Origin of the sequence: Burkholderia sp. AU33545, assembly GCF_020419685.1 — a bacterium.
Taxonomy (GTDB): Bacteria; Pseudomonadota; Gammaproteobacteria; order Burkholderiales; family Burkholderiaceae; genus Burkholderia; species Burkholderia diffusa.
In genome coordinates this window covers 31,033-46,145 of sequence record NZ_JAIZRQ010000006.1, presented here as the reverse complement: position 1 = coordinate 46,145, position 15,113 = coordinate 31,033, and the positions used below count along the sequence as shown (strand labels likewise).

At 67.2% G+C, this 15,113-nt stretch carries 12 protein-coding genes; 3 read left to right on the top strand and 9 right to left on the bottom strand.

The features are described from left to right. Nucleotides 1–11: 11 nt before the first annotated feature. From LGM71_RS20375 to LGM71_RS20350, 6 genes are all read right to left on the bottom strand, one after another. Complete coding sequence (locus LGM71_RS20375) at nucleotides 12–638, bottom strand: SCP2 domain-containing protein (protein WP_059607665.1); 627 nt, start codon at nucleotides 636–638, stop codon at nucleotides 12–14. A 164-nt stretch (nucleotides 639–802) separates the two neighbouring features. Next, nucleotides 803–1,837: a Tim44 domain-containing protein gene (locus tag LGM71_RS20370; RefSeq protein WP_226116167.1), complete on the bottom strand. Its 1,035-nt coding sequence runs from the start codon at nucleotides 1,835–1,837 to the stop codon at nucleotides 803–805. Between the two features lie 41 nt (nucleotides 1,838–1,878). Beyond that, nucleotides 1,879–2,610, bottom strand: a complete 732-nt coding sequence (gene ubiE / locus LGM71_RS20365) for a bifunctional demethylmenaquinone methyltransferase/2-methoxy-6-polyprenyl-1,4-benzoquinol methylase UbiE (protein ID WP_059607669.1) — start codon at nucleotides 2,608–2,610, stop codon at nucleotides 1,879–1,881. Nucleotides 2,611–2,662: 52 nt separating this feature from the next. Beyond that, complete coding sequence (locus LGM71_RS20360) at nucleotides 2,663–3,076, bottom strand: gamma-butyrobetaine hydroxylase-like domain-containing protein (RefSeq protein WP_011886002.1); 414 nt, start codon at nucleotides 3,074–3,076, stop codon at nucleotides 2,663–2,665. Further along, nucleotides 3,073–3,516 (bottom strand): HIT family protein, encoded by a 444-nt coding sequence (locus tag LGM71_RS20355; protein ID WP_059607671.1) that lies wholly within the window; start codon nucleotides 3,514–3,516, stop codon nucleotides 3,073–3,075. The genes LGM71_RS20360 and LGM71_RS20355 overlap by 4 nt, the downstream gene beginning before the upstream one ends. A gap of 87 nt (nucleotides 3,517–3,603) precedes the next feature. Next, nucleotides 3,604–7,629 carry a DUF3683 domain-containing protein gene (locus tag LGM71_RS20350; RefSeq protein WP_059607673.1) on the bottom strand — a complete coding sequence of 1,342 codons (4,026 nt, stop codon included), beginning with the start codon at nucleotides 7,627–7,629 and terminating at the stop codon, nucleotides 3,604–3,606. Between the two features lie 575 nt (nucleotides 7,630–8,204). Here LGM71_RS20350 and ilvA point away from each other — a divergent pair. Next, nucleotides 8,205–9,728, top strand: a complete 1,524-nt coding sequence (gene ilvA, locus LGM71_RS20345; protein WP_059607674.1) for a threonine ammonia-lyase, biosynthetic — start codon at nucleotides 8,205–8,207, stop codon at nucleotides 9,726–9,728. 12 nt (nucleotides 9,729–9,740) lie between these two features. Beyond that, nucleotides 9,741–10,565, top strand: a complete 825-nt coding sequence (gene queF, locus LGM71_RS20340) for an NADPH-dependent 7-cyano-7-deazaguanine reductase QueF (RefSeq protein ID WP_226116165.1) — start codon at nucleotides 9,741–9,743, stop codon at nucleotides 10,563–10,565. 84 nt (nucleotides 10,566–10,649) lie between these two features. On the opposite strand, the gene LGM71_RS20335 is transcribed toward queF, so the two are convergent. The 3 genes from LGM71_RS20335 to LGM71_RS20325 form a co-directional block, all read right to left on the bottom strand. Next, a complete protein-coding gene (locus LGM71_RS20335; RefSeq protein WP_006751946.1) occupies nucleotides 10,650–11,036 on the bottom strand; it encodes a RidA family protein in 387 nt (128 codons plus the stop codon). A 124-nt stretch (nucleotides 11,037–11,160) separates the two neighbouring features. Next, nucleotides 11,161–12,642: an N-acyl-D-amino-acid deacylase family protein gene (locus LGM71_RS20330; protein WP_226116154.1), complete on the bottom strand. Its 1,482-nt coding sequence runs from the start codon at nucleotides 12,640–12,642 to the stop codon at nucleotides 11,161–11,163. 2 nt (nucleotides 12,643–12,644) lie between these two features. Then, nucleotides 12,645–13,580 carry a MurR/RpiR family transcriptional regulator gene (locus LGM71_RS20325; protein WP_124900915.1) on the bottom strand — a complete coding sequence of 312 codons (936 nt, stop codon included), beginning with the start codon at nucleotides 13,578–13,580 and terminating at the stop codon, nucleotides 12,645–12,647. A 119-nt stretch (nucleotides 13,581–13,699) separates the two neighbouring features. On the opposite strand from LGM71_RS20325, the gene LGM71_RS20320 reads away from it, so the two are divergent. Further along, nucleotides 13,700–14,980 (top strand): amino acid deaminase, encoded by a 1,281-nt coding sequence (locus LGM71_RS20320; RefSeq protein ID WP_226116152.1) that lies wholly within the window; start codon nucleotides 13,700–13,702, stop codon nucleotides 14,978–14,980. Nucleotides 14,981–15,113 lie beyond the last annotated feature (133 nt).

Sequence of the window (15,113 nt, the reverse complement as noted above, 5' to 3'; positions counted from 1 at the left end):
CCCTGCGGCCCTCAGTGCGCGCCGCGCGGGCCGGAGCCCGTGCGCGCGCCGATTTTTTGTTCGAGTCGCTCGACCCGCTTTTCGACCCGCGCGAGCGCATCGCGCGCACGCGCCAGTTCGGCGTCGAAACCGCCGAGCACCGTGCGCCGGACGACTTGCGGGTTTTCATCGAGCCAGTATTCGGCGACGGAATCGAGCACGTTGCGGCCGGTGCGGCGCGCGCGCGCGCCGGCGTCGCGCACGACCGTCGCGATCCGGTGCGCCGCCGCGTCGCCGACCAGCTTCGCGAGATCTTCCTCAGGTTCCCAGCGCAGGTGCTCGGCCAGTTTCGCGATCTGCGTCGCGAACTCCGCGTCCCCCTCGATCTTCACGTGCTTCATCACGGCCGCCTGGCCGCCCTGCAGGAATGCGGCGACAGTGTCGCCCGCGAGTGCGATCGACACGTCGACGTGTTTCGCATCGTGCGCTTCCACAGCGGACAGATAGCCGTCGGGCTGCACGAGCAGCGTCAGCGTGACGGGCGGCACGTCGAGCCGGGCGGTCTTGCCCGCGTAGGGGATCAGGCGGTCGCGCGCCCACGATTCGCGCGCGAGCAGGTGATTGACAGCAGCAGCAAAAGGCTTGGCGGCAAAGGTCATCGGGCTGGGAAAGAAAAAACCCGCGCGGGCCGGGCGCCCACGCGGGTTTCTATTGTAACGTCGGATCGTCGGTAGACCGCGGCCAACCGCACACCCGGGCGGCAAGCGGTCGCAGTGCGGCAGCCGTCGCCCAGGCATCCGGCGGCGCGGGCCGCCGGTCACGCTCAATGCGTGTTGAGTTGCTGGATGCCCGCGAGCAGCCAGCCCTGACTGCCCGACTTCGACAGGTTCCACACCTCGTCGAACGGTGCGGCCGACGCATTCGCCGATTCGCGGATCAGCCCGTGGAAGCGCACGCTCGCCGACTGCTCGATGCCGCGATCCTCGATCGCGACAAGCTCCGCGTCGAGCTGCACGACGTCGGTCTGGTTCGACTCGTTGCCGCGCGAATCGAGGTCGATCTTGATCTCGGCGAACATTTCGGGCGTCGTGAACTCGCGGATGTCGGCCAGGTTGCCCTGGTCCCACGCGGCCTGCAGGCGCACGAAATTGACCTTCGCGCTGCGCAGGAACGCTTCGGTGTCGAAGCCCGCCGGCACCTGCAGCGGCGCGGCCGCCATCGCGCCCGCCGCGCCGGCGGCGGCTGCGCCGCCGCCGAACACGCCTTGCGCTTCGTTCGCATAGCTGCTGCCGCTGCCGGCATAGTTGTTACCGGTGCTGCCCTGCTGGAACGACGGGCTCTGCGAGTAACCGCCCGACGACGATGCCGAACCGCCCACCGAGTACGCCGGTTCGTGCGGGCGGCGACGGTTCATGAACTTGCGGATCAGCCAGATGCCGACCATCGCGAGCAATGCGATCACGATGACGTTCGCCATCATGCTCGCGAACGCGCCGCCCAGGCCGAAGTGCGACAGCAGCGCCGCGATGCCGAGGCCGGCCGCGAGACCGGCGATCGGCCCGAGCCAGCGCGAGCGGTTCGGCTGCGCGGCCGGAGCCGGTGCGGCCGGGTTCGCGCGCTGCGCCTGCGCCGGCGCGGCCTGCTGCATCGGCTGCTGCGCAGGCGGCGTGGCCTGACGCTGCGTAACGGTGGAGTTTTGACGGCCGATGCTGCGCCCGCCGCCCATGCGCTTGGCTTCGGCATCGAGCGATGCGAACGTGCCGGCCGTGAGCAGGCCGACCATCAGCAGCGTGCCGACCCGTCGAGCCCACGGCTTCGACGGCTTGCTACGGTTGAACAACGAACGCGATTCGGACATCACTTTCTCCAGATGTAAGGCGAATGTATGGAAAGAACCCCTTAGTACTTGGTTCCCATGTGTAAAGCTACCACGCCACCTGACAAATTGTAATATTTGACGGCGTCGAGGCCCGCTTGTTCCATCATCGTCTTCAGCGTGTCCTGATCGGGGTGCATCCGGATAGATTCAGCAAGATACCGATAACTTTCAGCATCTTTCGCGAACTTGTCGCCAAGCCACGGTAATACTTTGAAAGAATACAAATCGTACGCTTTTTTCAGCGGATCCCAGACTTTCGAGAATTCCAGCACCATCACGCGGCCGCCGGGCTTCGTCACGCGGCGCATCTCGGCGAGCGCGGCGTCCTTGTGCGTCATGTTGCGCAACCCGAACGCGACCGTGACCACATCGAAGTAGTTGTCCGGAAAGGGGGTTTTCTCGGCGTCGCACAGCAGCGACGGCGTCACGATGCCCTTGTCGAGCAGCCGGTCGCGGCCGACGCGCAGCATCGATTCGTTGATGTCGGTGTGCCAGACCTCGCCCGTCGGGCCCGCCGCCTTCGCGAACGCCTTGGTCAGGTCGCCCGTGCCAGCCGCGATGTCGAGCACCTTGAAGCCGGGGCGCACGTTCGCCTGCGCGATCGTGAACGCCTTCCACGCGCGGTGCATGCCCGCCGACATCAGGTCGTTCATCAGATCGTAGTTGCTCGCGACCGAATGGAACACACCCGCCACTTTCTTCGCTTTTTCGGTTTCCTCGACGCTTTCGAAGCCGAAGTGGGTTTTGCTCATCGCGTTGATCCTCAGTTAATGGCAAGACGGCGCCGATCGGGCGCCGTCGATTTCAGTGGCAGTGGCCGTGCGGCGCGGGGGCCGCCTGCATCGGCGCGTCGCGCTCGACGCCCGCCGCCTTCAGTTTGTCGAAATAGTCGCGCCACAGCGCGTCCTGCTGCGTCGCCAGTTCGTACAGCAGATCCCACGAGTAGATGCCGGTCGAATGGCCGTCCGAGAACGTCGGCTGCAGCGCGTAGTTGCCCACGCCCTCGAGCGCGGTGATCGTGACTTCGCGCTTGCCCGTCTGCAGCGTCTCCTGGCCTGGCCCGTGGCCGCGCACCTCGGCCGACGGCGAATAAACGCGCATCAGCTCGAACGGAATCCGGTAGCTCTCGCCGTTCGGGTACTGCAATTCAAGCACGCGCGACACCGCGTGCACGACGACGCCGGACGGAATCGGCGTCGTGGAAGTCAAACCGCTCATGGCTGCCTCGAATCTGTCATGCGTTGAATTTCCTCGCGCACCGCATTGTGCAGCAGCGAGGCCTGCGCCGCGCGCGCGCGCAGCAGCGCCTCCGACACGCTGCGCTGGCGCGGCGCCCAGACGGGCTGCGGGAAATGGGCGTCGTTGGAGAAGCGCGGGATCACGTGCCAGTGCACGTGCGGCACCATGTTGCCGAGGCTCGCGAGATTCACCTTGTTCGGCTGCATCACGCGGCGCACTGCCCGTTCGACCGCGTAGACCACGCGCATCAGGTGTGCCCGCTCGGGCTCGCCGAGATCGGAGAACTCGGCCACGTGCGCGCCCCAGATCACCCGGCAGAAACCCGGGTAGTCGTGCTCGCCCGTCGCCAGCACGACGCGCAGCGCATCGTCCTGCCAGAGCACCTCGCCGCCGTCTTCACGGCAAAACACGCATTCCATCGTCGCTCCCATGTGGACGGGCGCCGGCGCTTCAGCGCAGGCGCCCGCTCTCATCCTTGGCCCGGCCGGGCGGTCGTCATGCCCGCATTAGACCAGCACGCGCTCGATCCCGCCATTGTTCGCGTGTGCGACATAGTCGGCCATCCAGTTCTCGCCGAGCACCTGGCGCGCGATCTCGACCACGATGTAGTCGGCCTCGATGTTCGCATCCTCGTTGTAGCGCGACAGCCCCTGCAGGCACGACGGGCAGCTCGTCAGGATCTTCACGTCCGGGCCGCCGTTCGCGGCCGGCGCCGGTGCGCTCGCGCCGTCGGCGACGACCGGGATGCTGCGCAGCTTCGCGGCACCCTTGCGGATCTCTTCTTCCTTGCGGAAGCGGACCTGCGTCGACACGTCCGGGCGCGTGACCGCGAGCGTGCCCGATTCGCCGCAGCAACGGTCGTTCTTCTCGATCTTGTAGCCGTCCTTCTCCGTGCCCATCAGCTCGTTGACGAGCTTGACCGGGTCCATCGTCTTGATCGGCGTGTGGCACGGGTCGTGATACATGTAGCGCGTGCCCGTCACGCCGTCGAGCTTCATCCCCTTCTCGAGCAGGAACTCGTGGATGTCGATGATCCGGCAGCCCGGGAAGATCTTGTCGAATTCGTAGCCCGCGAGCTGGTCGTAGCAGGTGCCGCACGACACGACCACCGTCTTGATGTCGAGGTAGTTCAGCGTGTTCGCGACCCGGTGGAACAGCACGCGGTTGTCGGTGACGATCTTCTCGGCCTTGTCGTACTGGCCCGAGCCGCGCTGCGGATAGCCGCAGCACAGGTAGCCCGGCGGCAGCACGGTCTGCACGCCCGCCTCCCACAGCATCGCCTGCGTAGCCAGCCCGACCTGCGAGAACAGGCGCTCGGAGCCGCAGCCCGGGAAGTAGAACACCGCTTCCGAATCGACGGTCGTCGACTTCGGGTTGCGGATGATCGGCACGATCTTGTTGTCCTCGATGTCGAGCAGCGCGCGCGCCGTCTTCTTCGGCAGGTTGCCCGGCATCTTCTTGTTGACGAAGTGGATCACCTGCTCGACCACGGGCGGCTTGCCGACCGTCGCCGGCGGGTGCTGCGTCTGCTTCGTCACGACCTTCTTCAGCATGTCGTTCGCGAAGCGCTGCACCTTGTAGCCGACGCCCATCATCACGCTGCGCGCGGCGTTGATCGTCTGCGGATTGGTCGCGTTCAGGAAGAACATGCCCGCCGCATTGCCGGCGTTGAATTTCTTCTTGCCCATCTTGCGCAACAGGTTGCGCATGTTCATCGTGACGTCGCCGAAGTCGATCTTCACCGGGCACGGCGTCGCGCACTTGTGGCACACCGTGCAGTGGTCGGCCACGTCGTTGAACTCGTCCCAGTGCTTGATCGACACGCCGCGGCGCGTCTGTTCTTCATACAGGAACGCCTCGACCAGCAGCGAGGTCGCGAGAATCTTGTTGCGCGGGCTGTACAGCAGGTTCGCGCGCGGCACGTGCGTCGCGCACACCGGCTTGCACTTGCCGCAGCGCAGGCAGTCCTTCACCGAATCGGCGATCGCGCCGATGTCGGACTGCTGCATGATCAGCGACTCGTAGCCCATCAGCCCGAAGCTCGGCGTATAAGCGTTGCGCAGGTCGGCGCCTTCGAGCAGCTTGCCCTTGTTGAAGCGGCCGTTCGGGTCGACGCGCTGCTTGTACGCGCGGAACTCGGCGATCTCGTCGTCGGTCAGGAACTCGAGCTTCGTGATGCCGATGCCGTGTTCGCCGGAGATCACGCCGTCGAGCGAACGCGCGAGCGTCATGATGCGCGCGACCGCCGCGTGGGCGTCCTGCAGCATCTCGTAGTTGTCGGAGTTGACCGGCAGGTTCGTGTGAACGTTGCCGTCGCCCGCGTGCATGTGCAGCGCGACGAACACGCGCCCGCGCAGCACCTGCTTGTGGATCGCCTGCGCCTCGTCGAGGATTTGCTTGAACGCGCCGCCGTTGAAGATCGCGCGCAGCTCCGCGCGGATCTCCTGCTTCCACGAGATGCGCACCGTGCGGTCCTGCGTGACGTGGAACACGGTCGCGCCCGGCTGATCGTCCGCCCGATCGGCGAACTTCTCGGCGAGCGCCTCGTAGCCGAGCTGCACGAGATAGTGCTGCGCCTCGCGCAGCGGCTGGTCGAGCCGGTCGCGCACGAATTCCCAGCGCGCACGCACGCGCTTGAGCAACTCCAGCGCCTGTTGCACGCGATCCTCGAGCAGTTCGGCGCTCGGGATTTCATTCGCGTCGTCGGTCTTGCCGAGCGGCAGGTTGCCGGCGCGGAAGAACGCTTCGAGCGCGTCGACCAGCTGCAGCTTGTTCTTCAGCGACAGCTCGATGTTGATCCGCTCGATGCCGTCGGTGTACTCGCCCATCCGGTTCAGCGGGATGACGACGTCCTCGTTGATCTTGAACGCGTTCGTGTGCTTCGCGATCGCGGCCGTGCGGCTGCGGTCGAGCCAGAAGCGCTTGCGCGCCTCCGCGCTGATCGCGACGAAGCCTTCGCCGCTCTTGCCGTTCGCCATCCGGATCACTTCGGACGTCGCGTGCGCGACCGCATCGGCGTCATCGCCGACGATGTCGCCGATCAGCACCATCTTGGGGAATGCGTTGCGCTTGCTCTTGGTCGCGTAGCCGACCGCGCGCAGGTAGCGCTCGTCGAGGTGCTCGAGGCCCGCGAGAATCGCGCCGCCCTGCTTCGACGTCTCGAACAGGTAATCCTTGATCTCGACGATGCTCGGGATCGCCTCGCGCGCCTGGCCGAAGAATTCGAGACAGACGGTGCGCGTGTGCGCGGGCATCTTGTGCAGCACCCAGCGCGCGGACGTGATCAGCCCGTCGCAGCCTTCCTTCTGCACGCCCGGCAGGCCGGCGAGGAACTTGTCGGTGACGTCCTTGCCGAGGCCTTCCTTGCGGAACCGGCGGCCTTCGATCTCGAGCATCTCGCTCTTGAGCAGCTTCTCGCCCGGCGCGTACGCGCCGTCGAACCACTTCAGCTCGAAACGCGCGACCGCGATGTCGTGGATCTTGCCCTGGTTGTGCTCGTGGCGCGTGACTTCGAGCCAGTTGCCGTCCGGGTCGACCATCCGCCACCAGGCCAGGTTGTCGAGCGCGGTGCCCCACAGCACGGCCTTCTTGCCGCCGGCGTTCATCGCGACGTTGCCGCCGATGCACGATGCGTCCAGCGAGGTCGGATCGACCGCGAACACGTAGCCGGCCGCCTCGGCCGCCTCGGTCACGCGGCGCGTGACGACACCCGCGCCGGAGAAGATCGTCGGCACCTTGTGCGCGACGCCCGGCAGCTCGGTCAGCTCGACCGCGCCGAGCTGTTCGAGCTTCTCGGTATTGATCACCGCGGAGAACGGCGTGAGCGGCACCGCGCCGCCCGTGTAGCCGGTGCCGCCGCCGCGCGGGATCACGGTGAGGCCGAGCTCGAAGCAGGCCTTGATGAGGCCGGCGATCTCGGCTTCGGTATCGGGGGTCAGCACGACGAACGGGTATTCGACGCGCCAGTCGGTCGCGTCGGTGACGTGCGACACGCGCGACAGCCCGTCGAAGCGGATGTTGTCCTTCTGCGTGCAGCGGCCGAGCGCCTTGGTCGCGCGGCGGCGCAGGTCGGCCATTTTCTCGAATTCGTCGGCGAACTCGTTGACCGCGCGCTGCGCGGCGGCTTCGAGCATCTCGACGCGTCCCGCACGTTCGCGGCCCGCGTCGTCGCGGTGCTCGGTCAGGTCGGCGCGACGGCGCTTGCCGATCTCGGTCAGGCGGTGATTCAGCGCCTCGATCAGCAGCGCGCGGCGCTTCGGGTTGTCGAGCAGGTCATCCTGCAGGTACGGGTTGCGGCGCACGACCCAGATATCGCCGAGCACTTCGTACAGCATCCGTGCCGAGCGGCCCGTACGGCGTTCGGCACGCAGCTCGTCGAGCACCGACCACGCCTCCTCGCCGAGCAGACGGATCACGATCTCGCGGTCGGAGAAGGACGTGTAGTTGTAGGGAATCTCGCGCAGACGGGGCGCGGGGTCGGCGGCGACGGCGGCGGCCGCGCCATTCGGATCGAAAACTTGTGGTGCGTTCATGTTCGGACGACTCGGAGGGCCGATACCCCGTGCACGGGCGTCGGCAAGCGCGTGGGCGCAATCTTGGGGAAATCTGTTCTGGTGCCAGGCGCGCGACTATCTCGCATGGGGCCGGAGCGGGTCTGAACTCACCGTTCCGGGCCGGCGGGGCCTGGCGGCACTCGGAGCCATCAGCACGATCGCGCGCGGCGCGCATGCCGCTCCGCCGCGGGGCTGGCTGCGCGCGGCGTCGGCTTCAACGGGGCGATCCGAGGGTGCCTCTGCATCTTCCGATCCTTGATTCAAAACGGAATTCTAACCCATGATCGGCCCGCCCGTGAGACGCCGGACAGCGCGTGGGGCTTTCGCCGCAACCCGCGCCGGGCATGCTTCGGCGCGATTTCGCGCCCGCATTCGCCGTCCGTCCGGTCGGTAACCATGCGGTTAAACCGGTAAAAAAGAACACTCCGAGCGGCAAACATGCCCGCCGGCGCGGTTCCGCGACCGTATGCCCGGCATGCCGCTTGCGTGCGGACGGACCCTTGGCGCTATCATTGATCCTTTACCGTCTGCTTCCGCACTGCACGCGAGCGCCCATGGCATCCCACGATTACCTGAAGAAAATCCTTACCGCGCGCGTCTACGACGTCGCGCTCGAGACGGAACTCGAATCCGCCCGCAACCTGTCGGCCCGACTGCGCAACCCCGTCTACCTGAAGCGCGAGGACAACCAGCCGGTGTTCTCGTTCAAGCTGCGCGGCGCGTACAACAAGATGGCGCACATTCCGGCCGACGCGCTCGCGCGCGGCGTGATTACCGCATCGGCCGGCAACCACGCACAGGGCGTCGCGTTCTCGGCGGCACGGATGGGCGTCAAGGCGGTGATCGTCGTGCCCATCACGACACCGCAGGTGAAAGTGGATGCGGTGCGCGCACACGGCGGCCCGAGCGTCGAGGTGATCCAGGCGGGCGAGTCGTACAGCGATGCTTACGCGCACGCGGTCAAGGTGCAGGCGGAGCGCGACCTCACGTTCGTCCACCCGTTCGACGATCCGTACGTGATCGCCGGCCAGGGCACGATCGCGATGGAAATCCTGCGTCAGCACCAGGGGCCGATTCACGCGATCTTCGTGCCGATCGGCGGCGGCGGGCTCGCGGCCGGCGTGGCGGCCTACGTCAAGGCGGTGCGGCCGGAAATCAAGGTGTTCGGCGTGCAGGCCGAGGATTCGTGCGCAATGGCGCAGTCGCTGCAGAAGGGCGAGCGCGTCGAGCTGAGCGAGGTCGGCCTGTTCGCGGACGGCACCGCGGTGAAGCTCGTCGGCGAGGAAACCTTCCGGCTCTGCCGCGAATTCCTCGACGGCGTGCTGACGGTCGACACCGACGCGCTGTGCGCGGCGATCAAGGACGTGTTCCAGGATACGCGCAGCGTGCTCGAACCGTCCGGCGCGCTCGCGGTCGCGGGCGCGAAACGCTACGCGGAGCGCGAAGGCATCGAGAACCAGACGCTCGTCGCGGTCACGTCCGGCGCGAACATGAACTTCGACCGGATGCGCTTCGTTGCCGAACGCGCGGAAGTCGGCGAGGCGCGCGAAGCCGTGTTCGCGGTCACGATCCCCGAGGAGCGCGGCAGCTTCAAGCGCTTCTGCTCGCTCGTGGGCGACCGCAACGTGACCGAGTTCAACTACCGGATCGCCGATGCGCAATCCGCGCACATCTTCGTCGGCGTGCAGATCAAGCGGCGTGACGAATCGGCCGAGATCGCCGCGAACTTCGAGTCGCACGGCTTCAAGACCGTCGACCTGACGCACGACGAGTTGTCGAAGGAACACATCCGCTACATGGTGGGCGGCCGCTCGCCGCTTGCGCTCGACGAACGCCTGTTCCGCTTCGAATTCCCGGAGCGGCCGGGCGCGCTGATGAAGTTCCTGTCGTCGATGGCGCCGGACTGGAACATCAGCCTGTTCCACTACCGCAACCAGGGCGCGGACTACAGCTCGATCCTCGTCGGGCTGCAGGTGCCGCAGGCCGATCGCGCCGAATTCGAACGCTTCCTCGCGGCGCTCGGCTATCCATATGTCGAAGAGAGCGCCAATCCGGCTTACCGCCTCTTCCTGTCGTAAAGGCTTCGCGCAATGAATCCCGAACACTCCCCGCTCGGCAAGGCAACCGTCTACGCAGCCCAGTACGACGCGTCGCTGCTGTTCCCGATCCCGCGCGCGGGCGCGCGCGAGCAGCTCGGCATCACGGCCGCGCTGCCGTTCTTCGGCACCGACATCTGGAACGCCTACGAGCTGTCGTGGCTCAATGCGCGCGGCAAGCCGCAGGTCGCGGTCGCGACCTTCTACGTGCCGGCCGAATCGCCGAACATCGTCGAATCGAAGTCGTTCAAGCTGTATCTCGGCTCGTTCGCGCAGTCGAAGTTCGACTCGATCGACGCGGTGCGCGACACGCTCAAGCGCGACGTCTCGGCCGCATGCGGCGCGAGCGTCTCGGTGCAGCTCGTGTCGGCGCACGATTTCGGCAAGCTCGAGATGGATGAGCTCGACGGGCTGTCGCTCGACCGGCTCGACCTCGACACCGACGTGTACGAACCCGATCCGTCGCTGCTGTCGGCGGCCGAGGACGAAGCGCCGGTCGAGGAAACGCTCGTGTCCGATCTGCTGCGCTCGAACTGCCCGGTCACCGGCCAGCCCGACTGGGGCAGCGTGCAAATTCACTACGTCGGGCCGCAGATCGATCACGCGGGGCTGCTGCGCTACATCATCTCGTTCCGCAACCACACGGGCTTTCACGAGCAGTGCGTCGAGCGCATCTTCCTCGACATCCTGCATGCGTGCAAACCGGTGAAGCTCGCCGTCTATGCGCGCTATACGCGCCGCGGCGGGCTCGACATCAATCCGTTCCGCACCAACTACAACCAGCCGATGCCGGACAACGCGCGGACCGCGCGGCAGTAACACCGGCCCGCCGGAAACGAAACAGCCCCGCCGGCTCGCGTCGACAGGGCTGTTTCACTGTGCGCAGGGGATTGCGCGGGTGCGTTACTTCGCCGGCGCCTTGTAAGCGATGCAGTCGACTTCGACCTTGCAGTCGATGACCATGCTCGACTGCACGCATGCGCGTGCCGGCGGATGCTCGCCGAAGTACGACACGAACACCTTGTTGAACGATGCGAAATCGCGCGCGTCGTCGAGCCACACGCCGCAGCGCACGACGTGCTCGAGGCCGTAGCCGGCTTCCTTCAGGATCGCGATCACGTTCTCGATCGTCTGCTTCGACTGCGTGACGATGCCGCCTTCGACGACCTCGCCGTTCACCATCGGCGTCTGGCCCGACACGTACAGCCAGCCATCGGCCTCGACCGCACGTGCAAACGGCATCACCTGGCCGCCCGTGCCCTTCGCTTCGCCCACGCCATATCGCTTCATCGTTTCACTCCTTGTATGTCGACCGCAGCCCGCGCGTCAGCGCTGGCTCCGGCCCATGCAACGCACGGTTGCGGATGCGCGCACCGACGACGGCACGCGCGGCAGATCGGAACGACGACCGCGCTCAGAACGCGGCGTCGGCACTCGCCGGCACGCGCTCGCCGCGCGCGACGAAGCCGCCGGCGCGCTCGCCGGTCGGCTGACCGTTTTCATACGTGAGCACGCCGTTCACCCACACCGCGTCGATCCCGTGCGCGGGCTGCTGCGGCTTCTCGAACGTCGCGGCATCGATCACACGCGCCGGATCGAACAGCACGAGATCCGCGTGGTAGCCGACATGCACTTCGCCGCGCCGCGCGATCCCGTAGCGGCGCGCGGACAGCGACGTCATCTTGCGGATCGCCTCCTCGAGCGGCAGCAGGTTCGTGTCGCGCACGTAGTGGCCGAGCACGCGCGGGAACGCGCCCCACAGCCGCGGGTGCGGCAGCGGATCGTTCGGCAGGCCGTCGGAGCCGACCATCGTCGCCGGATGCGACAGGATCCGCCGCACGTCGTCCTCGGACATGTTGTGGTACACGGCGCCCGCCGGGCGGATGCGTTGCGCGGCTTCCTGCTCGGTCACGCCCCAGTCGGCCGCGATCGCCTTCAGCAGCTTGCCAGCCACCTCCGGGTGCGGCTCCGACCACGTGATCGTGATGTCGATGTCGCCCGTCACCTGCTTCAGGTCGAGCGTCGACGAGCTGCGGCTGTACGGATAGCAGTCGCAGCCGACCGGCTGGTAGCGGCGCGCGCCTTCGAGCGATGCGAGCACTTCAGTGCTGCGCCCCCAGTTCGACGGACCCGCGCACTTCAGGTGCGAGATCACGACCGGCACGCGCGCATGGCGGCCGACCTGGTACGCCTCTTCCATCGCGTCGAGGATCGCGTCGAACTCGGTGCGCATGTGCGTCGTGTACAGCGCGCCCGCGTTCGCGAGCGGCTCGGCGAGCGCCATCACCTCTTCGGTCGGCGCCGCGAACGCGGAGCCGTACGCGAGGCCCGACGACAACCCCAGCGCGCCGTTCGCGAGCGCCTCCTCGAGCTGCGCGCGCATGCCGGCGATTTCGCCGTCGGTCGCCGCGCGATCGAGGCGGTCCATCTGGTTGTTGCGCAGCGCGGTGTGACCGACGAGCGCCGCGACGTTCACGGCCGGACGCGCGTCGTTCACGGCCGCGACATAGGCGGCGAAGGTCGGGTACTGGAACGCGCCACGCTCGCCGAGCAGGTTCATCGGGTCGGGCGGATCGCCCGCGAGCGTCACCGGCGACGCGCTGATCCCGCAGTTGCCGACGATCACCGTCGTCACACCCTGCGAGATCTTCGGCAGCATCTCCGGCGCGCGGATCACGTGCGTGTCGTCGTGCGTGTGCACGTCGACGAAGCCCGGCGCGAGCGCGCGGCCGTTCGCATCGACGACGGTCTCGGCAAGCCAGTTCGACAGATTGCCGATCGCAGCGATCACGCCGTTGCGGATCGCGACGTCGCGCGTGATGGGCGGCGCGCCCGTGCCGTCGTACAGCTGCGCGCCGACGATCAGCGTATCGGCGGCTTCGGGATGCGAATGCATGGTCAGTCTCCTACCGGTTGACGGTCTCCGCCGCCGCGGTGCGCATCGAGCGCATGCTTGATGCGGCGCAGCGATTCTCGGCCCGCATCGCCGAGCCGCAATGCGACGCCGGTGACGAGCACGTCGATCGCCATCATCATCGCGTAGCGCGATGTCGAAGGCTTGTAAATGAAATCGGTTTCGAACGCGACGACCGGGATAAGGTGGTCGGCGAGCTTCGCGAGCGGCGAAGCCGGCGCGGTGATCGCGATCAGCTTCGCGCCGTAGCGCTTCGCGAGACGGCAGCTCTCGAGCAGCTCGGGCACGCGCCCGCTCACCGACAGCGCGACGACCACGGCGTCGCGCGACAGCGTCGCCGACACCATCCGCTGCAGCAGGCTGTCCTGGTAGGTCGCGACCGGCCGGCCGAAGCGCACGAGCCGAAAGCGCAATTCGTCAGCGAGCGCGGTCGAACCGCCGCCCTGCCCGTACACGTAGATCATCTTCGCGCCGGCGAGCAGGTCGGCCGCCGCGTCGAACGACGTGTTGCGCAGCAACTGGTGGTTGTGCGCGAGTGCCACGCGGATTTCGTCGTAGACGACCGATGCGGGGCTCGCGTCTTCTTCCGGATGCTCATCGGCCGGCACGAGAAAGCGCTGGCCGACGGCCGCCGCCTGCGCGACGAGCACCTTCAGTTCGCGCACGTCGCGGCAGCCCACCGCCTTCGCGAAACGCGTGACCGTCGCGACACTGACCTCCGCGTCGCGCGCGAGCGCGCCGATGCTCGCATGCGCGGCGCGCGCGAGATCGGCGAGGATGAATGCGGCGACCTTGCGTTCGGCCTCGCGCAACTCGGGCGCACATTCGGCAATCCGCGCGACGATGTCGAGGACCGGCTGGGCGACCGAAGCCGGTTGCTCGGCTGCGAACGGAGCGGACGGGGTAGCGTGCGAATTCATCTGCTGAAAAGTGTGTGGCGCCTCATGTTACTAAATAACATCACCGCGCCGATGCTACTTTCTGTACCATCTGCGTGTCAACTTCAGTGCAATGCATAGTGATGATGGAGCGGGATGACATGAAAGTTACAAACTATCAGGAACCGACAATCAATCCGTTGGGCAAGGGCCTCGGCAACCTGCCGAGCGCGAGCGTGCCGCTCGACGACGCGGGCCGCCTCGAGTGGAACCTGCTTGCGGAAGACGTCAGCCTGCCGGCCGCCGTGCTGTACGCGGATCGCATCGAACACAATCTGAACTGGATGCAGGCGTTCGTCCAGCAGTACGGCGTGAAGTTCGCGCCGCACGGCAAGACGACGATGGCGCCGCAACTGTTCCGCCGCCAGCTCGACGCCGGCGCATGGGGCATCACGCTCGCGACCGCGCACCAGACGCAGGCCGCGTATCACGGCGGCGTACGGCGCGTGCTGCTCGCGAACCAGCTGGTCGGCCGCCAGAACATGACGATCGTCGCTCAGCTGCTGTCCGATCCCGAGTTCGAATTCTTCTGCCTCGTCGATTCGGCCGACGGCGTCGACCAGCTCGGCCGTTTCTTCGGCGACGCGAAGAAGACGCTGAACGTCCTGCTCGAGCTCGGCGTGCCAGGCGGCCGCGCGGGTGTGCGCGACGCCGCGCAACGCCAGGCCGTGCTCGACGCAATCGCGCGCTATCCGGACACGCTGAAGCTGGCCGGCATCGAACTCTACGAAGGCGTGCTGAAGGAGGAAGGCGAGATCCGCACGTTCCTGCAGGACGCGGTCGCGCTGACGCGAGAGCTGGCCGAAGCCGGCCGTTTCGCGCGCACGCCGGCGATCCTGTCGGGCGCCGGGTCGGCGTGGTACGACGTGGTCGCGGAGGAATTCGCGAAGGCATCCGACGCCGGTTTTGCGGAAGTCGTGCTGCGTCCGGGCTGCTACCTGACGCACGACGTCGGCATCTACAAGAAGGCGCAGACCGACGTGTTCGCGCGCAACCCGATCGCCCGCAGGATGGGCGAAGGGCTGCTGCCGGCGCTGCAGCTGTGGGCATACGTGCAGTCGGTGCCCGAGCAGGATCGCGCGATCATCGCGCTCGGCAAGCGCGACGCGGCGTTCGACGCGGGCCTGCCCGAGCCGGCGCGCCACTTCCGCCCGGGCCGCGACAGCGCGCCGCGCGATGTCGCCGCGAGCGAAGGCTGGGCCGTCACCGGGATGATGGACCAGCACGCGTACCTGCAGATCCCGCCGGGCGCGGACGTGAAGGTCGGCGACATGGTCGCGTTCGACATCTCGCACCCGTGCCTGACGTTCGACAAGTGGCGCCAGCTGCTCGTCCTCGATCCGCAGTTCCGCGTGACGGAAGTCGTCGAAACCTTCTTCTGAAGCTCCGCGCACACCGCCCTGCCGCCGCGCGGGGCGGCCGTCACGCGCGCTTCAAGCGGCCGGAGTACACTGCGCTTTCGTCCTCGGGGCCGCTTCGCCGCCGCAGCGCCGTCTGCCGTATGCGGCGCGAACG